General features: G+C 62.7%; 16 protein-coding genes and 6 pseudogenes. 11 read left to right on the top strand and 11 right to left on the bottom strand.

The genetic code is table 11. The features are described from left to right. Positions 1-187 precede the first annotated feature (187 nt). From tnpC to tnpA, 3 genes and pseudogenes are all read right to left on the bottom strand, one after another. Positions 188-1,099: pseudogene (tnpC, locus tag OMK73_RS10620) on the bottom strand (IS66 family transposase); the annotation flags it as partial. Positions 1,100-1,268: 169 nt separating this feature from the next. Beyond that, positions 1,269-1,616, bottom strand: a complete 348-nt coding sequence (gene tnpB, locus OMK73_RS10610; RefSeq protein ID WP_267601991.1) for an IS66 family insertion sequence element accessory protein TnpB — start codon at positions 1,614-1,616, stop codon at positions 1,269-1,271. Next, entirely contained in the window at positions 1,613-2,053 is a 441-nt protein-coding gene (gene tnpA, locus OMK73_RS10605; protein WP_267601990.1) for an IS66-like element accessory protein TnpA, read from the bottom strand. Before tnpA ends, tnpB begins: the two co-directional genes overlap by 4 nt. 451 nt (positions 2,054-2,504) lie before the next feature. Between tnpA and OMK73_RS10600 the strand changes: the two genes are divergently transcribed. Further along, positions 2,505-3,014, top strand: coding sequence for a lysophospholipid acyltransferase family protein (locus tag OMK73_RS10600; protein ID WP_267601989.1), 510 nt, complete (start codon positions 2,505-2,507; stop codon positions 3,012-3,014). A gap of 67 nt (positions 3,015-3,081) precedes the next feature. On the opposite strand, the gene OMK73_RS10595 is transcribed toward OMK73_RS10600, so the two are convergent. Then, entirely contained in the window at positions 3,082-3,540 is a 459-nt protein-coding gene (locus OMK73_RS10595; protein ID WP_267601988.1) for a nuclear transport factor 2 family protein, read from the bottom strand. Between the two features lie 1,344 nt (positions 3,541-4,884). Here OMK73_RS10595 and OMK73_RS10590 point away from each other — a divergent pair. Then, positions 4,885-5,966, top strand: a pseudogene (locus OMK73_RS10590) (IS630 family transposase). A gap of 63 nt (positions 5,967-6,029) precedes the next feature. Here the strand turns inward: OMK73_RS10590 and ltrA are convergent. Further along, positions 6,030-7,534 (bottom strand): annotated as a pseudogene (gene ltrA, locus OMK73_RS10585) (group II intron reverse transcriptase/maturase); the annotation flags it as partial. A gap of 353 nt (positions 7,535-7,887) precedes the next feature. Then, a pseudogene (locus tag OMK73_RS10580) lies at positions 7,888-9,454 on the bottom strand (IS3 family transposase). A gap of 151 nt (positions 9,455-9,605) precedes the next feature. On the opposite strand from OMK73_RS10580, the gene OMK73_RS10575 reads away from it, so the two are divergent. Further along, positions 9,606-9,905, top strand: coding sequence for a hypothetical protein (locus tag OMK73_RS10575; RefSeq protein ID WP_267601986.1), 300 nt, complete (start codon positions 9,606-9,608; stop codon positions 9,903-9,905). Positions 9,906-9,976: 71 nt separating this feature from the next. Further along, positions 9,977-10,363, top strand: coding sequence for a BON domain-containing protein (locus tag OMK73_RS10570; RefSeq protein ID WP_267601985.1), 387 nt, complete (start codon positions 9,977-9,979; stop codon positions 10,361-10,363). Positions 10,364-10,860: 497 nt separating this feature from the next. On the opposite strand, the gene OMK73_RS10565 is transcribed toward OMK73_RS10570, so the two are convergent. From OMK73_RS10565 to OMK73_RS10555, 3 genes are read right to left on the bottom strand one after another with little or no spacing between them, the layout of a single operon-like run. After that, positions 10,861-12,456 (bottom strand): gamma-glutamyltransferase family protein, encoded by a 1,596-nt coding sequence (locus OMK73_RS10565; RefSeq protein WP_324291704.1) that lies wholly within the window; start codon positions 12,454-12,456, stop codon positions 10,861-10,863. Positions 12,457-12,459: 3 nt separating this feature from the next. Further along, a complete protein-coding gene (locus OMK73_RS10560; protein WP_267601984.1) occupies positions 12,460-13,440 on the bottom strand; it encodes a Bug family tripartite tricarboxylate transporter substrate binding protein in 981 nt (326 codons plus the stop codon). 43 nt (positions 13,441-13,483) lie between these two features. Next, positions 13,484-14,401 carry a hypothetical protein gene (locus OMK73_RS10555; protein ID WP_267601983.1) on the bottom strand — a complete coding sequence of 306 codons (918 nt, stop codon included), beginning with the start codon at positions 14,399-14,401 and terminating at the stop codon, positions 13,484-13,486. Positions 14,402-14,514: 113 nt separating this feature from the next. Here OMK73_RS10555 and OMK73_RS10550 point away from each other — a divergent pair. The 4 genes and pseudogenes from OMK73_RS10550 to OMK73_RS10530 all read left to right on the top strand — a co-directional run bounded on the left by OMK73_RS10550 (position 14,515) and on the right by OMK73_RS10530 (position 19,297). Continuing rightward, positions 14,515-15,440: pseudogene (locus OMK73_RS10550) on the top strand (LysR family transcriptional regulator). 340 nt (positions 15,441-15,780) lie between these two features. Continuing rightward, positions 15,781-16,803, top strand: coding sequence for a fatty acid desaturase (locus OMK73_RS10540; protein WP_267601980.1), 1,023 nt, complete (start codon positions 15,781-15,783; stop codon positions 16,801-16,803). Positions 16,804-16,820: 17 nt separating this feature from the next. Then, positions 16,821-17,648 (top strand): phosphate/phosphite/phosphonate ABC transporter substrate-binding protein, encoded by an 828-nt coding sequence (locus tag OMK73_RS10535; protein WP_267601979.1) that lies wholly within the window; start codon positions 16,821-16,823, stop codon positions 17,646-17,648. A 314-nt stretch (positions 17,649-17,962) separates the two neighbouring features. After that, a complete protein-coding gene (locus OMK73_RS10530; RefSeq protein WP_267601978.1) occupies positions 17,963-19,297 on the top strand; it encodes an IS110 family transposase in 1,335 nt (444 codons plus the stop codon). Positions 19,298-19,314: 17 nt separating this feature from the next. Here OMK73_RS10530 and OMK73_RS10525 read toward each other — a convergent pair whose 3' ends face one another. After that, positions 19,315-19,551 carry a hypothetical protein gene (locus OMK73_RS10525; protein ID WP_267601977.1) on the bottom strand — a complete coding sequence of 79 codons (237 nt, stop codon included), beginning with the start codon at positions 19,549-19,551 and terminating at the stop codon, positions 19,315-19,317. 221 nt (positions 19,552-19,772) lie between these two features. After that, a pseudogene (locus OMK73_RS10520) lies at positions 19,773-19,943 on the bottom strand (LLM class flavin-dependent oxidoreductase); the annotation flags it as partial. Between the two features lie 50 nt (positions 19,944-19,993). Here OMK73_RS10520 and OMK73_RS10515 point away from each other — a divergent pair. From OMK73_RS10515 to OMK73_RS10505, 3 genes are all read left to right on the top strand, one after another. After that, positions 19,994-20,614, top strand: coding sequence for an LLM class flavin-dependent oxidoreductase (locus OMK73_RS10515; protein ID WP_267601976.1), 621 nt, complete (start codon positions 19,994-19,996; stop codon positions 20,612-20,614). Next, complete coding sequence (locus OMK73_RS10510) at positions 20,611-20,907, top strand: hypothetical protein (RefSeq protein WP_267601975.1); 297 nt, start codon at positions 20,611-20,613, stop codon at positions 20,905-20,907. Before OMK73_RS10515 ends, OMK73_RS10510 begins: the two co-directional genes overlap by 4 nt. A 410-nt stretch (positions 20,908-21,317) precedes the next feature. Continuing rightward, complete coding sequence (locus OMK73_RS10505) at positions 21,318-22,367, top strand: IS30 family transposase (protein ID WP_267601047.1); 1,050 nt, start codon at positions 21,318-21,320, stop codon at positions 22,365-22,367. The last annotated feature ends 159 nt before the right edge of the window (positions 22,368-22,526 follow it).

The following is a 22,526-nucleotide window of genomic DNA, read 5'->3' as shown; positions in this document are numbered from 1 at the left end:
GTACTTTTGTCATGCTACGATCCTCTGAAACGATGGGAGAGAGACATGGGCGCGCAGCTTTCCGAAGTAAGCGACTCACGAAGGCCGTTGGTGTTTTGGCGCGCGCGTGAGGCACGATGCGGTACGGTGGGCATGGCTTATCCACGGATCGGAGACGGCCAACGATTTCGGGCGGCCGTGCTGAAGCCTATGCCGGAGCTTTCAGCTTTTCAGCGACACGCCAAGGTAGCAATTCGTCAATACGATTGATCTTGTGGTCGGCGATATGGGTCAGGACGTAAGTCAGGTAGGCACGCGGATCGATGCCATTGAGTTTGCAGGTCCCAATCAATGAGTACATGGCGGCAGCCCGTTCGCCACCGCTGTCGGATTCGGCAAAGAGGAAATTTTTTCGTCCAAGGCTTACACAACGCAGCGCGTTCTCGGCTACGTTGTTGTCTATTTCCACCGAGCCGTCTTCGCAGTACAGCGTCAGTGCGGCCCATTGGTTGAGCGAGTAGTTGATCGCCTTGGCGGTCTCCGATTTCGCCGACAGCGTCTCAAGTTTGGCACTGAGCCAGGCACCATAGGCTTCCAGCAAGGGCTTGGATTTCTCCTGACGCACGCGCAGTCGCTCGCTCGGCGGCTTGCCGCGGATGCTTGCCTCGATCGCGTAAAGCTCGCCGATGTAGTCCAGCGCCTTCATTGTCGTGTCGGACGGCGTTCTCACGTGGATGTCATACAGCTTCCTCCTGGCGTGGGCCATGCAGGCAGCCTCACGGATCGATCCGTCTTTGAACAGTTCGTTGAAGCCAGCGTAGGCATCCGCCTGGAGAATCCCCTTGAAGCCGGCCAGATGGCTTTGCGGATGAACGCCCTGTCGGTTCTGCGAATACGCAAACCATACTGCCGGCGGCTCCTGCGATCCCGAGCGGCGCTCATCGCGTACATAGACCCACAGCCTCCCAGTCTTCGTCTTCTTTTTGCCAGGCGACAGCACAGGGATCGGCGTGTCATCCGCATGGAGCTTGGTGGCTGCCATCGTATAGCGACGCAGCGCTTTGGTCAGCGGATCGAACAATGCCTCGCACTGCCCAACCCAGCGGCCAGAGCTGGCCGAGTTCGATCTCCAGATCCCGCTCGGCCATGTCCTGCTGCATCTGCGTAATCGAAGCGTTGGCTTCGAGCAGCAAAGCGCGGGCCTCAAGCAGCAGCACTTTGAGCACATCGATATCGTCGGGAAGGGCGCCATCAAGCATGTGCCGCAGTTTACGCACGTCCCTGACGGTTTACAATATGGCAAGCCGCCTATTTGTGTGGCGGGGCTGTCTCCAGTCAATCCCTTCGAGGAGCATCGACAATTGCGCCTGGGTCAGGTGGATTTTGCCGCCATCGGCTTGTGGCCAGACGAAACGCCCAGCTTCCAACCGCTTCACAAACATGCAAAGCCCGTCGCCAGTGGCCCAGAGCAACTTCAATGTGTCACCGCGGCGCCCCCGGAAGATAAAGAGGTCACCACCGAACGGGTTATCCTCCAGCGTCGCCTGCACCTTGGCCGCCAGGCCTTGGAACCCGCAACGCATGTCGGTAACGCCAGCAGCAATCCAGATGCGCGTGCCCGCCGGCAGCGCCATCATCGCGACAACTCCCGAATGAGCAGCCGCAGCACCGCCGCTGGAACGTCCCCGCGAATGCGTAGGAGGGCTCGATCAAATTCAACCTCGCAACTGTTCTCTGGCCCCGGCGTCGCTTCTCGAATCGGCGCATTCACCGCCGGCACAGGCATCTCGGCAATAACGCTGACTGGCAGCAAGGACGCTGTGCTGTCCGGCTCCGGGTTCCGCTGCTCGACAACCGATGGTGGACCGTACGCCCCAGCCAGATATAGGCGCCGCCATTTGAACAGCAGATTCGCGTTGACATCGCTCTGCCGGGCTATCAATGCTACCGATGCCCCTGGCTCGAGCGTCTGCTCCACCAACTCCCGCTTGAATTCGACAGGAAAATTCGGCCGCTTGTATCGGCCTCCTGCAACACGCCCACTCAATGTTTTGTCCACTTTGGTGCCCACCATAATTTGGTGGGCACCAAATTACCCGCCACTCAATCCATCGTCGAGAACGGCCTTCGTGAGCCCCTTACTCCGGTTAGGACCCGTTGGAATACAATTGAAATCGTGAAATTTGGTGGTACATTTCCGCTGCGCTGTGCGATACCTGTCTGCTTGGCATTCTCGCCGTCCCAGCCAGCTTTCACGCTCCCTCCACTGTACCCAACTGCTACCTTGCGCTAGGCCAGAATGCGATTCCTTGCGGCTTCTCCTGCGCACGTTCTTGCCCAAGCCAACGCAGCGTGCACCAGGCGCCAGTGCCTCCAATACACACTATGAACAACTCCAAATTCCGCTCAGGTAACCGGAATCCGCCACTCTTCCTTCGTGTACTAAAGCGCCTGCTGTCGGTCGTTGGCAAGGTGACAGTGGCCGGAGCCGAGCATCTTGGCGGCCCGGTCGGCAAAGTCATCGTATGCAACACGTGGGCTGGATGGATCCACTATGGATCGGCTACGCGGTCCTGCCACGCACTCTGCATCAGATGGCCAAGAAGGAGCTCTTCGACAATCCGATCAGCAGTTGGTTTGTCCGTTCTGGTGGCGGGTTCCCGATCGAGCGAGGACGCCCCTCGGCCTCCAGTATCAAGCACGCTGTTTCAATCGTTGAGCAGGGTGATCTGGTTCTGGTTTTTCCTGGCGGGACGCGCAGCAGCGACAATGTCGATGCAAAACGAGGCGCAGCGACAATCGCTGTGCGGGCCAAAGGCCAAATCGTCCCGGCGCATTACGATGGCCCTGATCGATTCCGCTTGGCCCACCTGCTGCGCAGGCCAGTTATCCGCATCACCTTTGGTGCTCCACTCGTGACGCCGGAAGGCACACCCGTCGGCAAGACAGCAGCGCTGCAGCTGACGGCCGAGCTCGATGGAGCGATGAAGGCTCTCGCTTCCGGTCCTACGGGTGAGCGCGCCTTAGTGGGCTGAACCGGATGCCGCCTTCATGATTCAGGCGCTGCGGGAGGACTCATGAGTTCTGTATAACGAGATGGCTTCAGGGGGCTGCCTGTGGAGTGGCCGAGCTATGAAACTGAACGATCAGCCATTTCTCACCGCGCTTTTGCATTACAACGGTGAGTCGTGATGGCCCGGCCGTCATCATCTTGCCGTTCAGCGTTCTCTCTGACTGCCATTTTCCCGAGATCACTACGACGCTGTCCGATAGCTGCAACGCGGTTCTCCCGAATGGCGTCGCCTTGGTCTCCCCGCGCGCCCCGGACAAGGCTCCCGCAAAATATTTGATAGAGGCGTCTGGCGTTGTGATGACCTCGACAGAACTGGTGCCATAGACCATAGCATCCGGCGCAAACAGCGCTGCCAGTTGATTCTGGTTATCGGTGGTGAACAGCGTGAAGAACTTGTCGTATGCAGCGAGCGCGTCTTCCTTGGGACCAGCATGTACTAGCGTAGACCATGCCAAGGCAATCAGCAGTAAGCCAAATCGATTCGTCATTTTCATCTCCCAATTGATCAGTTTTGAACTAAGGAAAGGGTTAATATCGTTTCACTACACCATGCTGACAACAATTCATAGATCGTAAATGTGCCAACAGCGCCACTTTTTTCTCGACCCTGAGCGGTCATTCACCTTTGAGCTTGTCGAGCCAAAGCGGGGTCGTATGGCTCACAGCGATCAGGCGGTGCGATACGGACTGGAACATGGTAGCCCCACCCCGGAAGATTTAAGGATTCCGCAGTGAGCGGCTGATCGGCAAACTCGATCTCGGCTTCGCCAAGCGGAGTGCCGCCGGTTTCAGTTATGGCCTTGATATGTGCAAAGCCGACGCTTGCAAGGTCAAGGCCCTTTAGTTCTGTCGGCGTTGGTGAATGCGACCCGATCCAACAAATAACACCCGCTATAAAGGCACGCTGAGATGCGAACGTACACCCTGAAGGACGCCGAGGCGATGCTGGCATCCCGCACTCGGTGGCCAAGAAGCCGGTCTCCGATCGCAGGCGCGCCAGTCGCTCCTCTTCACGTTTCAGGACATGGTGCTGCTCCGGACAGCAAATTCCCTGCATGACGCGAAGATCCCAACGCGGCTGATTGTCCGCGTCCTGGCGAGGGTGATGGTCTCTCGCAGCACCGGCCAGCCACTGACCGGCGTGCGGATTCGCGCGATGGGCAACAAGGTGGCGACAAGGGATGAGGGCAGGGGTGGCAGGCCGTGTCGGGGCAGATGCTGATGGGCCTTGAACCACGCGAACCAAGTACCGACGTCGTGGAGTCTCTACACGATGCGCGGGCGCCCGCGGCCGAGGCGCAGGATTGGCTTCTCGTCGGCGCCGAGCTGGAGACGGAGGAGCCGGTCGACGCCGAGGCAGCTTACAGGCGGGTCTTGGCGGCAGAACCAACGTTTCTGGATGCGTATCTCAACCTGGGTTGCATGCTGTGCGACGCGCGGCGGTTTGGAGACGTGGCGAGCTTTACCGTTCTGGCATCTCACAGCTGCCGAGCGAGCCGTTGCTCCACTTCAACTTAGCCGTGGTGTCGGAGGATCAAGAACGTCCTGGAGAGGTACTCACCAGCTATGAGCGCTGTATCCAATTAGCGCCGGACTTTAACGACCTGCTCACACCGCTCCCCGTGCGCTCTATACACTGTCGCCAAGAGGCGCTGAACGGCGGCCTACGAGCGCTGCGGCCTGCCGAAGTACCAGTAGGAGACAGTAATGAAATCAATCCCAAAGGTATGCCTTGCTAGCGTTGTTGGATTGCTTGCTGCTGTGTGCGATGCCACTAGTACAACATCCCGCAAATAGGTTGAATAATTAATTGGCTCGGATATCATGGCGGGATGAGTCGAGGCCGCCATGCAACGCCAGTGAAGCTGGCGAACAAAGAAAGACAGGAACTGCTATCGCTGGTCGAGCGCAAGACGGCGCCGCAGCGGGATGTGATGCGCGCGCGAATAGCGTTGTGGGCCCACGAGGGCCACGCCAATACGGTCATTGCGCAGGAACTGGGCGTATCGGTGCAAACGGTCTGCCTGTGGCGCAAGCGCATTGCCCAGCAAGGTGCCAAAGGCATTCGCGAGGGGAGCGCAGTGGCCGTCCGCCACGCATCACGCAGGAAGCGCGACTGCAGTTGATCGCGCTGGCGTGTGAAACGCAGGAACCTGAGGGACGGGTCACGCCCACGCTCGACGAGATTGTGGCGCGCGCCGTGGAGCGCGGCGTCGTCGGGCAGATCAGCCGCAGCCAGGTGCAGCGTATTCTGCAGGCCGGCGACGTGCGTCCGCACCGGGTCCAACAATGGCTACACAGCCCAGACCCGGCCTTTCGCGAGAAGGTCACGGGGATTTGCAAACTGTACCGCAAGGCGCCTCGAAACGCGGTGGTGCTCAGTATTGACGAGAAGACCGGCATTCAGGCCATCGAGCGTAAGCACCCGGGACGTGCACCCGCGCCGGGGCGGCTGCGTCGGCGTGAGTTTGAATATGTTCGCCACGGCACCCAGGCGTTGATTGCCGCGCTGGATGTGCATTCCGGACAGGTGCTGGCAGACTGCCGCGAGCGACGCACCCAGGACGATCTGGTGGCCTTCATGGAGCGCGTGGCAACCGCGTACCCGGGCAAACAGGTGCACGTCGTCTGGGACAACCTGAACACACATCGCGCACAGGCCGTCTGGCAGGCGTTCAACGCACGGCACAATGAGCGGTTCCACTTCCACTTCACGCCGTTGCACGCGAGCTGGGTCAATCAGATCGAACTCTGGTTTGCCCGCTACACGCGCCGAGTGCTGCGCCATGCGAGTCACACCAGCACCGCGCACCTGCGCGAGCGCACCGAGCAGTTTGTCCGCGCGCACAATCAGACGGCACGCCCGTTCAAATGGAGCTTCCGGGGCTATCCGCTGCAAACCGGCGCATCGTAATCGGTCGGAGTAGGAATGCCAGTCACCCAGCACCCCTCCACAGATCCGTACGAGCGGAATTACCGCATACGGCTCCTGCCTTGGGTCGTAACGATCAGACGCTGGTTCGGATAGGGATGGCAAATGTGAGTACAGGGCAACCAATGGGCAACGAGCCGATTCATCTGCTGCCAGCGCAGTCGGCTTTTCTGACTTCGGCGGTGCAATGCGCGATACCACACGCGGGCCACGAGCGCCCGGAAGCGGGCAAGACGCGGCCCGTTCCGCGGCACGCCGAAGTACCGCATGTGTCCATTTACCACGGACCCCAAGTACTTGCCTTGTTCCGCGATGGTCTGGTGCATGCGTCGTCGCAGTTGTTGCTTGACTGCCAGCAGCTTGGCGCGCATGCGCTTGGCGCTGGTCAGCCTCAGGACCGCAAACCGTCCCTTATGTGTCTTCCCACAGCAATGCGTGAATCCAAGGAAGTCGAAGGTCGGCGGCTTGCCCCCATTACGGCGTCGGCAGTTCTCGCGCGCGAAACGCCCGAACTCGATCAGCCGCGTTTTGCCCTCGTGCAGTTTCAAGCCGAAGCGGGCCATCCGCTCGGTCACCTCGCGCTGGAAACGCTCAGCGTCACCGATGTACTGGAACCCTGCGACCCAATCATCGGCATAGCGCACGATGACCATATCGCCTTCGGCATGCCGCGCACGCCACTGCTTCACCCACAGGTCGAACGCGTAATGGAGATAGATATTGGACAGCAACGGGCTGATGCTTCCGCCCTGAACTGTCCCCACCTCGCTCTGCGTCAACCTCCCGTCTTCCAGCACACCAGCGTGCAGCCACTTCTTGATGAGCCGCACAACCCGTGTGTCCGCTACCCGGTGCTCGATGAATCTGACCAGCCAGTCGTGTTCGATTGTGTCGTAGAACTTGCTGATGTCCGCATCGAGTATCCAGTTCACCTTTCGTTGTTCCACCCCCACGCTCACGGCGTCCAGTGCGTTGTGCGCGCTCTTGCCGGGACGGAAGCCGTAACTGAACCCGAGGAAATCCTGTTCGTAGATTGCGTTCAGCACTTCGACCGTGGCGAGTTGGACGAGCTTGTCCTCCAGCGCCGGCACGCCCAGCGGGCGCTTGCTGCCGTCGGCCTTGTCGATGTACACGCGTCTGACAGGCTGGGGCCGGTAAGCCCCTCGGGCCAGCCGGTCGGACAGGTCCAGAAGGCGAGCCTCAAGGTCCAGTCCGTACGACTGCCACGTCTGACCGTCCACCCCGGCCGCCGCCTTGCGCGTCAGCGCAACGTAGGCTGCCCGCAGGCGGTCGACTGCGTAGATGTGATGCATCAGGGTGGTGAACTTCGCACCCGGTCGGCCTTTGGCCGTCTGTCGTATGCCGTCGAGCGCCGTTCCCATGTCATATGCCCGCCCCAATCTGCGGGACATGCGCGCTGCGACTGCATTGCCCTTGGCCCGCCGCCTTCCCTCCACCACCTCCGCCACCGCAGGAATTGCACCCGCAGTCTTGTTCGGCAGCTTCTCAGGTACTACGCAGCAGTCCGACTTCCCACGCCCGTCGCTCATCGTCGTACGCCCTCAGGCTTCACGATGCGCGCTACGCCCAACGCTTCCCAGCGGGATGTAGCAGGGCGCGGGATCTCCCGGTTCCCGAGCAAAGTGTTTCTGCGCGTGCACGGGGTCTTCGACCGCGCGGGGTCCGATGCTGCCTCGCCAATGCGGCAGCACCGATGTGACCTTCGGCTTAATCCTAGAGCCTCGGCACCCCGGTCAACCCGTGCCTTGCGGCACGGGGCATGTATTTCGCGGCTCAATACCCGGCCCGCGCGTACCCCTGTCAACGCTTCGCCTGCACCCTTGCGGGTACACACGCATGACTCCGGCGGATTTCAAGCTAGTTGACGCCTAAACTTTTGACTTTAAGCGGCAAGTTTTGAGTCTAAGCCCTCCAATGGTTGGCGTCGCTGTTCGGTGGCGTGGTGATCGGGGTTGAGATGGACGACGAGGACCGGCTGCCAGTTACGAATCGGGCCGCTCCAGCGATGCGGGTGCCGTGCTTTTGCAGCTTCGTAGACAGCAGCGCGTTGGATGAGCAGCGCAGTGTCCAAGCCGGCATGTCGCTCCGCGGGCGTGACGAAGTTGATTGCACTATGACGATGCTCGTGGTTGTACCACTGTACAAATGTGTCGACCCAATGCCGGGCGGCGAACACAGTGGCGAACGGCCGGCATGGATGAGTGGGCCGGTATTTCATCGTTCTAAAGAGCGATTCAGAGAACGGGTTGTCGTTGCTGACCGCGGGGCGGCTGAACGAAGGCGCTACGCCCAGCGCTTGCAGGGTAGCGAGCATCGTGGCCCCCTTCATTGGGCTGCCGTTGTCCGAGTGCAGCACAACCTGATGCGGCGCAATACGCTCGCGCAGGCAAATATCGCGCATCACCTGGGCGGCCAGTTCGCTGCTCTCGGTTTCATAGACTTGCCAGCCAACGATCTTGCGGCTAAAAATATCCAAGAACAAGTACAAGTAAAAATACAGGCCTTTCACATGGGTAGGCAAATAGGTGATGTCCCAACTGAACAACTCATTCGAGGTCGTCGCGCATAGCGCGCGCGGCTTGCTGCGAGGCTGGGCCGGCTGCTGGGCACCTCGGTGTTTGAGCTGGTTTTCCGCTTTCAGAATGCGATTAAATGTCGACTCCGAGGCAAGGTACTGCCCTTGATCGGCCAACCGCGGGACGATCTGGCTGGGCGGGAGATGACCGAATTCGGCCGAGTTGGCCACTGCCAACACGCGCTGGCGCTCCAGGGCGCTGAGTCGGTTTTTAGGCAGTTGCACCCGCATAGGCCGCTGATCGCCTCGTTGCGTATCGCGCCGCCAGCGTTGCAAGGTGCTCTCACTCAGATTGATCGCCGCACAAGCCCGATCCTGCCGTGCCCCCATCGTCATGGCCTCTTCCAGCAAACCAATGATCTGATTGCGCTCTGTCAGGGCGGTCATCTGACCTCGTCCTCCCAGAGCGCTCGGAACTTTTTTGCAGCACCAGCAATGCCGCCGCCTCCGCTAAGGCGCGGTCTTTGCGCTGCAGCGCTCGCTTGAGCTGCTCTACTTCTTCTTTCAGCCCACGCAACTCCGGACCAGCACCGGTCGCGACACCTTTGCCTTGGAGACAAAACGCCGCCTTCCACTCCGCCAGGTGATGGGCAAACAAGCCTTTTTCCCGGCACCATGCATGCAAAGCTTCCTCCGACAGACCGTGCGTTTCCTGCAGCGCCAGCAATTGCTCTTCCGCCCGCCAATCCTGCGGGCGTCTCTCATGCTGCGCTAGCGCGCCAACCTGGCCTGCCGGTTTCTTTTTCATCCAGTTCTTTAAGGTGTGATAGCTGACGTTCAGATCTTCCGCCACGGCATGTACTGTCCGCTCTCCGCGGGAATACGCCTTGACCCGCGCTTGCTCTATGAATGCCGAAGAATACTTTGCTTTCATCTATGCCTCTATCTTTCTCTTGAAAAGAATTTAGAGGCGTCAACTAGTCTGCCACGGGGGGACTCGGGGCCGCCGTGGCTGGCTAGACCTTCAACGTATGACTCTTTCATTCACAACACTTTGCCGGTTTTGACCGGCGCACAGGATCGACATGCCAGCTTTACCCGCCAAACATTACGCTGCCGAACTGCAGCGGCAACTACGCACCCTGCTCGGCCACGAGCAGATCGTCACGCAGGCCTACGGGCGTCACCTGCTGATCAAACGTCTGGACGATGAGGAGCCGACCGTGGTGGCTCGGCTGACCGAGCTCAGCCGCAATCGTTATGGCGCCGCCTTTCGTACCCATAGTGGGCGTTGGGAACCGTTGCCCGGCACCGGCACACTCGACGAGATGGCCGAGGTGATCGTCACCCTACTGGAGCCATATTTGCAGCCCGATAATTATTAAACCTATTTACGAGATGTTGTACTAGTCTTGCGGATGCAGCCACACTTGCTGCATCAGATAGCGTTCCGCCCATGAACAGCCCACCCGGAACGCCGGGGCGTCCCGACTCTGACAGCGTGCCGCCGGCTGCCGAATTGGCGACGAAGCTCAGCGACAACGCGATCACGATGAAAGTTAAAGCTGAACTCCTTGCCGCGAAGGGGCTCAGACCTTCCGGACTTCGAGTGAAAACTGAAAATGGTGTAGTGCATCTCGATGGCAAAGTTCAAAGCGATACAGAGAAGCTGACAGCTTTGAACGCGGTCCGCGCAGAGGAGGGTGTGCAATCAGTGGTGGACGGACTACAATGGCGATCTGCAACAGCTGCTCACGTGGGCACGGTGGGTGACTGTCCTTGGCGAGCATCCTTTGATCATCAAAATGCAATTAATCGCCAGGATTCCTACCCCCAACCTTAAACCGGGGTTTGGCAGCACAAGCTACCTGCCTGGGGAGGGGGCCGGACGCGCTTGATACAACAGTGGATGTCGTACCGCTTTGCGCGGATCTTTTTCGACGATATGTTTCCATGGCGAGCGGGCAATTTCCGAGCTCCAGCGTCTACGTGAATTCATAGCATAGGGCCACGCTAGGAGCAGGAAGCACGGCGCGCAACGATGGTGGCTGCAGTGGTGACCGCGGCAGTTCGACGGGGAGCAATGGATTCCAGTCGTCGAGCGCACGCATGTGATGCCGGGTCGCTTCGCCGGCGCAAGAACCCCGCGCCGCCGGCACGGCACCGCCGTCACAGATCAGTTCGCCTTCTGTGCAGTCGCGGGTTGAGACAACGCACGCACTCCACGATGGCCTTGCAGGGTGCGCCCGCGTCGCATCGGCCTGTGCAACGTGTCCCGCCGGCCGACCCGCCAGATTCACTCGCGGGGCACCTTCCACCAGGCAGCATCGCCGGGCGTCCCTATCTGACCGCGATATGGCTATCCCTGCGGGAATCGCTGGCGCCGACATAGGAGCCATGCTTCCTGAGCAGGATCTGCATGCCCCCGAAGTCCCAGGTGCTCTCGGTCCTGGCGACCACGTCGTGGCCCAGGGCGGCGAGGCCCGAGACGGTATCGGCAGGAAAGCCGGGTTCCAGCACCACCTGCCGCCCCGGCCCGACCTTGAAGCGGGGTGCATCGACGATGGCCTGCGGACTCTGCGCGTAATCGTACAGACGCACCATCATCTGGACGTGGCCCTGAGGCTGGAATGTGCCGCCGGTCGCGCCGAAGGCAATCGGCTCGCCGCCGCCGGCAAAGGCGAATCCCGGCAGGATGGTATGGAAGGGCCGCTTGCCGGGCCTGAGGAAAGACGGGGAACCGGCGTCGGTGGAAAAGCATGCGCCGCGATTCTGCAGCGAAACACCGGCGTCGGGCACCACGATCCCCGAGCCGAATCCCATGTAGTTAGACTGGATCAGCGAGACCATCATGCCATCACGGTCGCCTGCCGCAAGGTACACCGTGCCCGCCAGTGGTCCAAACGTGTGGCCGAAATCGGAAGCTTGTCGCATGTGGATGCGCGCCGCGGCGGCTTGAAGGCAGGGGGCTTGCAAGCGGTGGCGTACCTGCGCGAGTGCGCAGTCCGTATCGCCGATCAGCGGCCCGATTTCGGCAAACGCCAGCTTGATGGCCTCGATCTGGAGATGCAGCGAGGCCGCCGAGTCGGCCGGAAAGCGCGCGACATCGTGATGCGCGAGCACGCCTAACGCAAACAGTGCCACGGCGCCCTGGCCGTTTGGCGGCAACTCGCTTACCTGTAGCGCGCCGTAGGGCGCCTGTATGGCATCGACCCACTCGGGTACGTGCAGGCGTAAGTCCTCGGCGCTAAGGGCACCGCCTGTTTCGCGGGCGAACGCGGCGATTCGCCTGGCGGTCTCGCCGGTGTAGAAGTCCTTGCCGTTGGTGCGCGCCACGCGTTCGAGCGTCTGCGCAAGCGTCGGCTGCAGGAACAGCGCCCCGGCCACGGGCGCTGCGCCGCCGGGGAGAAACGCCGCCTCGAAACCCGGCTGGCTGCGCAGCTTGGGCACCTGTTCCCGCCACTTCTGCGCGACACTGGGAGAGACGTGGAAGCCGGCCCGTGCGTAGCGGATCGCGGGCTCCAGCACGGTAGCGAAATCGAGCCGACCAAAGCGCGTGACCAGCGCGGTCCAGGCGGAGACAGCGCCGGGAACGGTGACGCTATCCCATCCACGCTGCGGCATCGCGGGCAGCCTGGCAAGACGAACGACGTCGATACCCAGCGGCGCCCGGCCGCTGGCATTGAGGCCATGCAGCTTGCCGCCAGCGAAGACCTGGGCGAACGCGTCGCCGCCGATCGAGTTGTTGGTAGGCTCGACCACCGCGATGGCCGCTGCCGCAGCGATGGCTGCGTCCACTGCATTGCCGCCGCACGCGAGGATGTCGAGTCCCGCTTGCGCGGCCAGCGGTTGGGATGCGATGACCATCTCGCTGCCATGCACGGCAGCCTTGAAGGATGGGTAACGCTCGGGGGCGGAGGCGGATGGAGCGTGCATGGGCTACTGCGCCGCCAGGTGCTTGCTCTGGACCAAGCCATCCCATTTGGTGTATTCGCTTTGCACGAAGATATTGAACGCCTCGGGGCTGCTCCATTCGATCTCGGCACCCTGCGCGGTGAACTGCTGGCGCACCTCAGGGGATTTGAGGACAGCGACGAGATGCCGGTTGAGGACATCCACAACGGGGGCGGGCATGGCGGCCGGCCCGAAGATTCCAAACCAGGCGGTCACATCGAAGCCCTGCACGCCAGACTCGGCGACCGTGGGCAAGCCCGGCAGCAAACTGCTGCGATGCGCTCCTGTGACGGCCAGGGCGCGGACGGTGCCGGCTTGGATCTGGGCCTTGGCGGTGACCTGGAGGTCGAACATCAGGTTGACCTGGCCGCCAAGCAGGTCGGCCAGGGCAGGCGCGCTACCCTTGTACGGGACGTGGAGCAACTGGATGTTGGCGGCCTTGGCCAACAGCTCGCCCGCGAGGTGGTTCGAGGTGCCGGCGCCAGCCGATGCATAGGTGATCTGGCCGGGGCGGGCTTTCGCCAGTGCGATCAGTTCGCCCATGGTTTTTGCCGGCACTGACGGGTTCTCCAGCACGACGAACGGCACGGATGCCACGCGGGAGATTGGCGTGAAGTCCTTGAGCGGATCATAGCCCACGCCACGATTGAGCGCGGGGTTCATCGCATGCGAGCTGACCGTGCCCATCAGCAGCGTATAGCCGTCGGGCGCAGCCTGCGCCACGAACTTGCTGCCGATGGCGGTGCCGGCGCCCGCGCGATTGTCCACCACCACAGGTTTGCCCACCCGTTCGGCGAGCCGCTGCGCGAGCAGCCTGGCCAGGATGTCGGCGGTGCCGCCAGGCGGATAGGGCACGACGAGGTGAATGGCGCGGTCCGGAAAATCCTGCGCGCCGGCGGGCACCGGCAAGGCCAGTGTGGTGGTTGCTACGGCGAGTGCGAGCAGCCGGTAAAGGGAAGTCAGCATAAGCAAGGCAAAGGAGGAATGACGCGCGATCGGCGCGGAAGGCTCAGGACAGCAGCGGGGCTTTGCCTTCGTCGACTTCGGCAATCGCCGGGATCTCCACGCCATGGCAGCCGACGTCTTCGCGGATCTCGTCCAGCGAGCGCTTAATGATCGCCATCTCTTGTTCGGGATGCGTGGCGCCCAGGCCGTATTCGGCAGCGAGGGCGCGTGCCCGGCCCGCGCGCCGTTGCTCGTCCTCTGGCAGGTTGACGACAGCGTAGACCCCATTGAGCAGGCTGCCGCGCAGCTTCTTGGCGAATTTCTGCCCGAGCAGCGCCTTGTCGTCTGCCGATATTTCCGAGAAAAAACGCCGCATGATGATGCGTCCGAACTGGATATGCCGCGCCTCGTCGCGCAGGATCAGCTTGCAGGCTGTCCTAATGGACGCGAAGCGCGCGTTCTCGTAGCGGGCCTGCAGCAGTTCGCCGGATAGCTGCTCGAACAAGGTGTTCACCGCCAGTCCGGCGAAGAAGCTCATCTGCTTCTCATCGCGCTCATCGTGGAAGCGCGGGATGATGGCGCGGAAGTAGTCCGAGCGCGGCGACTCCTGATAGCCGGATATGGCGCGCGCTACGCGGAACGAGGCCTCGTGGTGGCGCAGTTCCTCGGCGATGAAGTTGACGACGTGTTGCTTCACCTCGAACGGCTGGTGCTCGAAGATCGCATCGCGCAAGCGCTCGGCGCCGTAGGGAATGGCGCCGTGTTCCATCCAGGCGCGCAGGCTCCACCACTCGCCGCCAGCCTCGCGCACTTCCGCCGGAATGTCGGCCTGCTCCAGGTCCGAGTAGTTGATCTGCGTCGGGTCCCACGCCAGCGCACGGGCCTGCTCGCAAAGGCCCCAGACATCTTCGTAGGCCAGGGTGGAGACGATGGGGTACGGGTTAGGAACGGGCGTGAGTTCTTCAAGCAGGGAGGGGCGCATTGTGTGGTCCTGTAAGGCTCTTGCGTTTTGCTCTATGGACTCACTGTAGTTTGCACGGCCCTGATATTCCAAATACTATTCAAAGCTATCCTTGATACATGGAGTGAATCACCGTGACCGACTTGCGTCAGTTTCAACAGTTTGTCGCCGTGGCCGAGCTGCTGAGCTTCCGGCGCGCGGCCGAGGCGTTGCACATGTCCCAGCCGCCCCTGACGGTGGCCATCAAGAAGCTGGAAGAAACCATCGGCACCGAACTGCTTGAGAGGAACCGGCACATGGTGCGGTTGACCCCGGCCGGGGAAGTCTTCCTGGTGGAGGCGCGCAGGACCATTGCCCAGGCCGAGATCGCGGTCGAATCGGCGCGGCGCGCGGCTAGCGGCATGTTCGGGACCTTGCGGCTTTCGTTCGTGCCGAGCGCGGCGCTTGATGTGCTGCCGGACATCCTCAGGCGATTCCAGCAGGAGTACCCGGCGGTCAAGCTGATCCTGACAGGCGAGAGCAGCGGCAAACAGCTGGAGCTGCTGCGGCGCGGCGATACGGATGTCGCCATCGTGGTGCCGCCGGTGTACGAGCCCAAGGACCTGAGCCTGGATATCCTGTGCGAGGAAACACTGGTGGTCGCCGTTCCGGCGACGCATGCGCTGGCCAGGCGCAAGCGCCTGCGACTGGAAGAGCTGAAGGCCGAAGCCTTCATCGCGTTCCCCTTCGCGGAAGGGCCGGGCTACTCAGGGGTGATCCTGGCGGCTTGCCAGCGCGCAGGATTTTTCCGCGCGTGGTTCAGGAAGCGGCGCAGATGCAGACCATCATCACGCTGGTCGCCGGGAACCTGGGCATTGCTATTGTGCCGAGGGCCATGACGAGAGTGCAGGCGCTGGGCGTGGTCTATATCGACGTGACGGAATCCCGTTCTTCGTTGCGATATCCCCTGGTGATGGCCTCGCTGACCAATACGGAGAATGCACTGGTGGGGGCGTTCGGGGCGGTGGCCAAGCGGTCGCTTGCGGGAGAGTGTTCTCTGCATGCTCCCATGGCGACGTGATGATGGCAGAGCGTAGCCAGCTGGACGGCGATTCGGGTGCCCGAGACACCGTAGCGCGCTGCCGTGTCGCGGGGCAGGGCGTGAAGGCGTGCGGCTGCAAAGTGGTGAACAGAGCACCAACGCCACGCGCACTACGCAATCCGCCACGCGTCCCATCCCCGCAGCCGCATATCCATATCGGCTTTTCTTCGTTCCCTTATTTGCCAAGGTCGCTAAGCTGGACCGACATCTTTCGCGCCAGCAGCCATGCACAAGATCGAGCGCCGGGCGCGGGATGCCTTGGGTGTTCGCATCGCCTCGATTGCCGACAAGCCCGCCACCGTTTGACGATGACGAAAACATGGCAATCTACCTGGACGAAATCCAATGCGCCGAAATCGCGCGAGCCTCCCGCCGTTGGTTGTGGCGCACCGAACTGCCCACGTGGCTGCTGATCGCGGCGATCTACGCCTCATGGTTCGGCATCGCGCTCAACGCTACGCGTATCGGCCTGCCGCTGGCTGTCGCGCTGTTGGCCTTCGTAACAGCCTGGTATATGTCACTGCAGCACGAGTTGCTGCACGGCCACCCGACCCGGCTCCCCTGGCTCAATGCGCTGTTCGGGATGGCGCCGCTGGCCGTCTGGTTTCCCTATGGGCTGTATCGCCGCGAGCACCTACGCCATCACGAGGCCGACAATCTCACCCATCCGGGCGCCGATCCCGAGAGCTATTTCATGCTGCCCAACAACTGGCAGGCGGCCGGTCCGCTGATGCGAGTGCTGGTGCGCTGGCGTAACACGCTGGCGGGACGTGTGCTGCTTGGCCCTGCCTTTGCCATTGCGCAAACCTCGGCGGGCGCGTTGCGCAAGGTGCGCGACGGCGACCTGCGCGACGTGCAGATGTGGCTTGCGCACCTGCTGGCACTGGCCGCGCTGCTGACCTGGCTCGACCGTAGTTGCGGTATTGCGCCGTGGCTGATGCTGGGCGGCGTGGCTTACCCTGCGTTGTCGCTGTCGGCGGTGCGCTCGTTCCACGAGCACCGAGCCCACGCCTTGCCAGCGTGCCGCAGCGTGATCAACGAGGCCTCGTGGCCCTGGCGCTTACTTTTCCTCAACAACAACTATCACCTGATCCACCATGACCTGCCCGCCGTGCCTTGGTTCGCGCTGGGGCGCGTCTATCGTCGGCGTGCGGCCGACTACCAGCGGCGCAGCGGCGGCTTCCTGGTGCATGGTTATGGCGAATGGCTGGCGCGCTTCGCGCTGCGTCCGGCCGCGCCCGTGGTGCATCCACTGTTTCGTGGTCCCGTACGCGGCGAGGCGCCCGTTGCAACAGCAAGCGAGCATGCCAGCAACGCCACCCGCGCTCAACTGGCGGGGTGAATATGGATAGCTGGCCGATGCATGAGCGCAAGCACTGGGTGGCCGCGCTACCCATGTATAACCTGACGCCCGCGCTACATGTGGACTGGCTGACGCTGATCGCGCGCGTGGCCGAAGTCCTGGCGCGGCAGCCCGACCCGATCTCCTTGAGCGCCGTCGAACCCGCCGGTACGGCGGAGGCGTTGCACGACTTCTGGCGCCGTCCGGATCTGTTGCTCTCGCAAACCTGCGGCTATCCGCTGGTGCAGGGGCTGCGGCGCCATGTGCGCATTATTGGCACGCCCCTGTTCAATGCTCCGGGCTGCGATGGCACCAGCTATACAAGCGCTATCGTGGCACGCGCCGAAGCCGGTCCCGCTACGCTCGCGGCATGCCACGGATTGCGCGCGGCCTATAACGACGCTTGCTCGCACAGCGGCATGAACGCGCTGCGGTACGCGGTCGCGCCGCTGGCGCGGGGTGGCCGCTTCTTCTCCGAAACACTGTGTACCGGCTCGCACCTGGCGTCGCTCGACGCCGTGACCAGTGGCGCGGCGGACGTCGCAGCCATCGATTGCGTCACACTGGCGTTCGCGCGCGATCACCTACCTGGGCGTCTCGCCGCGCTGCGCCAGATTGCCAGCACCGAGGCCGCCCCCGGATTGCCGCTAGTGTCTTCACGCCAGGCCAGCCCGGCGCTCAGCGCGCATGTCGGCGCTGTGCTGGCGCAGGTGATTGCCAGCGAGCCGGCACTGGCGCGCCGCCTGCGCCTGAGAGGCTTTGCCAGGACCGATCTGGCGCACTACGAGCCGGTGGCGCTCATGGCGCGCGCCGCATTGGCGGCTGGCTATGCGCGGCTGGCCTGATTGCAGATCAACACATCTCCATCCGATTCGGGAGCGCAGCAACTTCTGAGCATCCCAAGCCCATGCATGCGCCCGGCGTTCGCGAAGAAACGGTTCTGCCCTATAAAGGGAACGGCAGCGCCGCGATGACCGACACGTCATTGGTGCGAGCCCGTGGCGTTACCGGACGCCACGGTGTGAGCCCGCTTCTGAGCCTGGTCCGGGAATCGTCGGCGACAGTGGTGAGCGGCGTGAGCCGCATCCCGTTTGAGAGATCGAGTCGAATTCGACGCTTCCCATCGCGCTGCCGTTCATCAACGAGGATGGAGCAAGCCATGGCAATGCGCAAGCGAGACGACGAGGTGTTCCCGAACGCGGCGGGGATCGATATCGGGGCGTCGAGCCACTGGGTGGCCGTGCCGCGGCATCTGGCCGAGCAAGCCGGCTGCGAGCCGGTGCGCGAAGTCGGGGCGATGACGGACGACCTCAACGCCCTGGCCGACTGGCTGCTGGGCTGCGGGGTGGACACGGTGGCGCTGGAGTCGACCGGGGTGTACTGGATCCCAGTGTACGAGGTGCTGGAGCAACGCGGGCCGAAGGTCTGGCTGGTCGATGCACGGCAGATGAAGTACGTGCCCGGGCGCAAGAGCGACGTGCAGGACTGCCAGTGGCTGCAAAAGCTGATGAGCCTGGGGCTGCTGCGCGCGGCCTGGCGCCCCGACGGCGAAGTCTGCGTGGTGCGGGCGGTGGCCCGTCAGCGCGAGGTGTTGATCACCGAGCAGGCGAGCTGGGTGCAGCGCATGCAGAAGTCCCTGGTGCAGATGAACCTCCAGCTCACCGAGGTGCTCACCGACGTGATGGGGCAGACCGGCCAGGCGATCATCCGCGCCATCGTGGCCGGCGAGCGCGACCCGAAGGTATTGGCCCGGCATCGCCACAGCCGCATCAAGGCCAGCGCCGAGGAGATCACCAAGGCGCTGACGGGCAACTGGCGCGAGGAGCACCTGTTCGTCCTGGGCCAGGCGCTGGCCATGTACGACGACATCGCCAGGCATCTGGTCGCGTGCGAGGCGAAGTTGCGCGCGCTGCTGGCCGAACGCAGCGCGCGTTGCGTCGACCTGGGTAAAGCGCCCAAGACTGGCGCCAAGTCCCGCATGGAGTTCGACGTGCGCCAGGCGTTGGCGAACTGGGCCGGCGTGGACCTCACGCGCATCAACGGGTTGGGGGTGACGGCGGTGATGAAGCTGCTGTCGGAGATTGGCCCGGACCTGAGCCGCTTCGCCAGCGTCAAGCACTTCTGTTCCTGGCTGGGGCTGTGTCCGGGCACCAAGATCAGCGGCGGCAAGGTGTTGTCCTCAGGCACCAAGCGTTCCGCCAATCGGGTGCGCCAGGCGTTGAAGATGGCCGCGATGGCGCTGTCGCATAGCGACTCCGCGCTCGGCGCATTCTACCGCCGGCTGTGCGCCCGCATGGACAAGCCGCGCGCCAATACCGCCACCGCGCACAAGCTCGCGCGGATGGTGTACTTCATGCTGACCCGCGGCGAGGCCTTCGTCGATCAGGGCCAGCAGCGTTACGAGGAACAACAACACCAGCGCAGCGTCGCCGCCCTCAAACGCCGCGCCGCCGCGCTGGGCTTCCAGATCAATCCCGTGGGGACGGCAGCATGACAGGTGCCGTCTTCAGGTTAGTTTCTTGAGAGCGGGCACCGCGTTTTCGGCAGGAAGTGATGGTAGAGCGCGCTGCCACACATGCGGCACGCCGCGCTAGACGTGCAACTCGGCCTCGCGGCCAGCGCGGCCGGGTCAGCGTAGGGCGGGGAGAGCAGCTGTTCGGTGGGGACGGTGTCGCCGAGGTACAGGCGCGCGGCATGGCCGATCGACCCGCCGTGGAACATGACGTAGTGGCGATTTTTGCTGCGCATGGCTTTTTCCTTGACTCTTCTTTCCGTGGCGAGAACAGCAGCGCGCCGGCAAGCAATGTCATGCCGCAAGCCTGTAGCGCAAGCAACGTCGCCAGCGCAATCTCGCCGCCAGCGGAAGCACGCGGAATCACAACTTCGGGCTGGACCAGCAGCCGCATGCGCAGCGCTACGCGCCTGTGCACGACTTCCTGGAGGTCGCCACCAAGCTATGGGATAGCTGGGCCGACGTTCTGGTTCGCGCCCTGGACCCATGACGTGACGATGTTCCAGCCCACGCGTCCGCTTGTGATGTGATCGAGCGAAGCGAACTGGCGGGCCAGGTTGAAGGGTTCCGAGTAGGTCGTGGAGGCGGTGGCGATGAAGCCGATCCGGCTGGTGGCCCGCGCCTGCGCCTGAGCCCGGTGTATTCCATACTCTGCCTCTAGTACACAAACCTATCCGAGTGAGCACCTACGCAAATATTCGTAGGAACGCCGTGGGAAGCCATGCGGGAATCAGTGCTGAAGCATTCCGATTCCAGTTGCCCGCCGCGCTGGACGATGCGATCGATGCCATCATCGATGATGCGCAAACGGGGCGCTTCGCTGACCCCGAACGCATCAGGCCGATCGGGCATGCCGGCCCGTTCTACAAGGTGGCGGGCCCGCTCAATATCGCACGGGGGCCGCAAGGCCGACCCGTCCTGGTGCTGGCCGGGTCGTCGCCGGCAGGGAAGGCGTTCGCGGCGCGCTATGCGGAGGCCGTCTTCACCGCGCATCTGGACAAGGAAACGGCGGTACCTTTCTATGCCGAGCTGAAAGCCGCGGCCAGGAAGAACGGCCGGCGGGACGATCAGATCGTGATCCTGCAGGGCATCAGCCCGGTGATCGGCTCGAGCGATGAAGAGGCGCAGCGCCACTGGCGCGAGCTCAATGCACTGACCGATCCCGAGGTCGGCCGTGCCAGGTTGTCCAACCGCTTTGGCGGGTGCGACTTCTCGCACCTGGATCTCGACACGCCGCTATCGCTTGATGATTTCCCCGATCCCGCCACCGTGCAGGCGGCCCAGAGCCGGGCCGTGTGATCACTGGCCTGGTGGCGCGCGAGCCGCCGACCTTGCGCGAGCTGCTGCACAAACTGGCCGGCGCGCGCGGACACTTCACCCTGGCGGGTTCTCCCGAACGCATCGCAGACACCATCGAGGACTGGTTTGCCCGTGGCGCGGCCGATGGCTTCAATGTCATGCCACCCGTGCTGCCCGGGCACCTTGACGACTTCGTCGAGTATGTGGTGCCGCTGCTGGAGCGCAAGGGCCTGTTTCGCCGCGGCTACGAGACGCAGACATTGCGGGCGCACTACGGGCTGGACCGTCCGTGAGCAAGCCGGCGCTCGGGCGTGCTGCCTGAGCGCGAACCCTGACGGCATCTGTTGAGGATCGTTAATTCCGCTAGCGGTGACCGCTATATCCGCTAGCAATCACATAGCTGTAAATCATTGATCTATATGGCGAAACGGCCGTTCAGTGGCGTTTTTTGCCGTTGTGCAAGAGCAACGCCATTTTCCGTCCATGTCCAACGATTCCGCTAATGCGGCGCGGCGGATCATTAATTCGGCTAACGCGAGCTACGCCGAGCCGGTGTCGGCGAAATTCTATTGCTGGCCGGGCAGGGCGGACGGGGAGGGTGACAGTTCGGTAGAGCCATGCGTATGACCTCGCGAAAGATCCCAAAAATAGGGGGCGGCCTCAAATCTGAAGTGCAACACCTTGCTTCGGGTAAGGTGCTCAGATGCAAAGCAGAACTTCGTACCAACAACTTCAGCCTGAGGAGCGCATGACGATTGCGAGCATGAGCCAGAGCGGTTCGAGTGTGCGGGCCATGGCCCGCACACTCGGGCGCTCGGCGGGCACCGTCAGCCGTGAACTGAGGCGAAACAGCTGTGCGCTGCGTGGCTACGCGAGCCTGCCGGCGCAGGCCATGAGGCAGGCGCGGCGGGTTCAGGCGCGCCCGGTAGCGAAGCTCGATCCGCAACACGCTCGGTGGGGCGCGGTGCTGACTTTGTTGGATTGGAAGTGGTCGCCGCAACAGATCGCCGGTATCCTTAAGCGAGTGTGGCCCGAGGACCCCAGCATGCATGTATCTCACGAGACGATCTACACGGCCATTTACGCGCAGCCCAGGGGCGAGTTGCGCCGCCAGCTCATCGCCTGCCTGCGCCATGGCCGCAGCACACGCATGCCACGCAAGCGCGGGGTTGATCGACGCGGGCAGATTCCTGAGATGGTCAGCATCCATGTGCGCCCGCCCGAGGTCGAGGACCGCGTCATGCCGGGCCACTGGGAGGGTGACTTCATCAAGGGCGCGGGCAACAAGTCTTCGGTGGGCGTGCTGGTCGAACGCAGCAGTCGTCTGGTGCTGTTGGCCAAGATGGATGACGCTACTGCGGCCTCGGCGCTGGCCGGCTTTTCTGCCAAGCTCAATTCGATTGCTGAGCCGCTGCGCCAGAGCCTGACGTACGACCAGGGAAAGGAGATGACGCGCCACAGTGAGCTCAGCGCCAACACTGGCGTCAAGGTGTACTTCTGCGATCCGCACAGCCCCTGGCAGCGCGGCACTTGTGAGAACACCAATGGGCTGCTGCGCCAGTACCTGCCCAAGGGCACCGACTTGTCCGTGCACACACAAGAAGAACTCGACGCAATTGCCGACAGCTTGAACAAACGACCTCGTGCTACGCACGCGTTCCACTCCCCACTGGAGGTGTTCGCTCGTATGCTCAAACAAGTTTCTCACCCCCAACTTCAATTCACTGACGCGGGTGTTGCACTTGGGACTTGAAACCGCCGGGCTATTCTGGCGATCTGCGTTCACACAACAATCTGCGCGACGGTGAGCTCTCCATTGAAAGCGCCCGCGAGCGTCGGCAGGACAAAGGGCATCTTGCACCTTCATCGTAAAGCCATCCTGGTCGGCACCCACATTTGCACAATTAGTGAT

The sequence above is a fragment of the Cupriavidus sp. D39 genome (genome assembly GCF_026627925.1).
Lineage (GTDB): Bacteria > Pseudomonadota > Gammaproteobacteria > Burkholderiales > Burkholderiaceae > Cupriavidus > Cupriavidus ulmosensis.
The sequence above is the reverse complement of the archived record's forward strand: the minus strand, read 5'-3'. Positions and strand labels throughout refer to the sequence as shown.

Coding starts and splice junctions, on each gene's coding strand:
- tnpA (WP_267601990.1), bottom strand. CDS start 2,053: ATGGTGGGCACCAAAGTGGACAAAACATTGAGTGGGCGTGTTGCAGGA.
- OMK73_RS10555 (WP_267601983.1), bottom strand. CDS start 14,401: ATGCGCCCCTCCCTGCTTGAAGAACTCACGCCCGTTCCTAACCCGTAC.
- OMK73_RS10570 (WP_267601985.1), top strand. CDS start 9,977: ATGAACAGCCCACCCGGAACGCCGGGGCGTCCCGACTCTGACAGCGTG.
- OMK73_RS10530 (WP_267601978.1), top strand. CDS start 17,963: ATGGCAATGCGCAAGCGAGACGACGAGGTGTTCCCGAACGCGGCGGGG.
- OMK73_RS10565 (WP_324291704.1), bottom strand. CDS start 12,456: ATGCACGCTCCATCCGCCTCCGCCCCCGAGCGTTACCCATCCTTCAAG.
- OMK73_RS10505 (WP_267601047.1), top strand. CDS start 21,318: ATGCAAAGCAGAACTTCGTACCAACAACTTCAGCCTGAGGAGCGCATG.
- OMK73_RS10535 (WP_267601979.1), top strand. CDS start 16,821: ATGCATGAGCGCAAGCACTGGGTGGCCGCGCTACCCATGTATAACCTG.
- OMK73_RS10540 (WP_267601980.1), top strand. CDS start 15,781: ATGGCAATCTACCTGGACGAAATCCAATGCGCCGAAATCGCGCGAGCC.
- OMK73_RS10560 (WP_267601984.1), bottom strand. CDS start 13,440: ATGCTGACTTCCCTTTACCGGCTGCTCGCACTCGCCGTAGCAACCACC.
- OMK73_RS10575 (WP_267601986.1), top strand. CDS start 9,606: ATGCCAGCTTTACCCGCCAAACATTACGCTGCCGAACTGCAGCGGCAA.
- tnpB (WP_267601991.1), bottom strand. CDS start 1,616: ATGATGGCGCTGCCGGCGGGCACGCGCATCTGGATTGCTGCTGGCGTT.
- OMK73_RS10595 (WP_267601988.1), bottom strand. CDS start 3,540: ATGACGAATCGATTTGGCTTACTGCTGATTGCCTTGGCATGGTCTACG.
- OMK73_RS10525 (WP_267601977.1), bottom strand. CDS start 19,551: ATGCGCAGCAAAAATCGCCACTACGTCATGTTCCACGGCGGGTCGATC.
- OMK73_RS10600 (WP_267601989.1), top strand. CDS start 2,505: ATGCAACACGTGGGCTGGATGGATCCACTATGGATCGGCTACGCGGTC.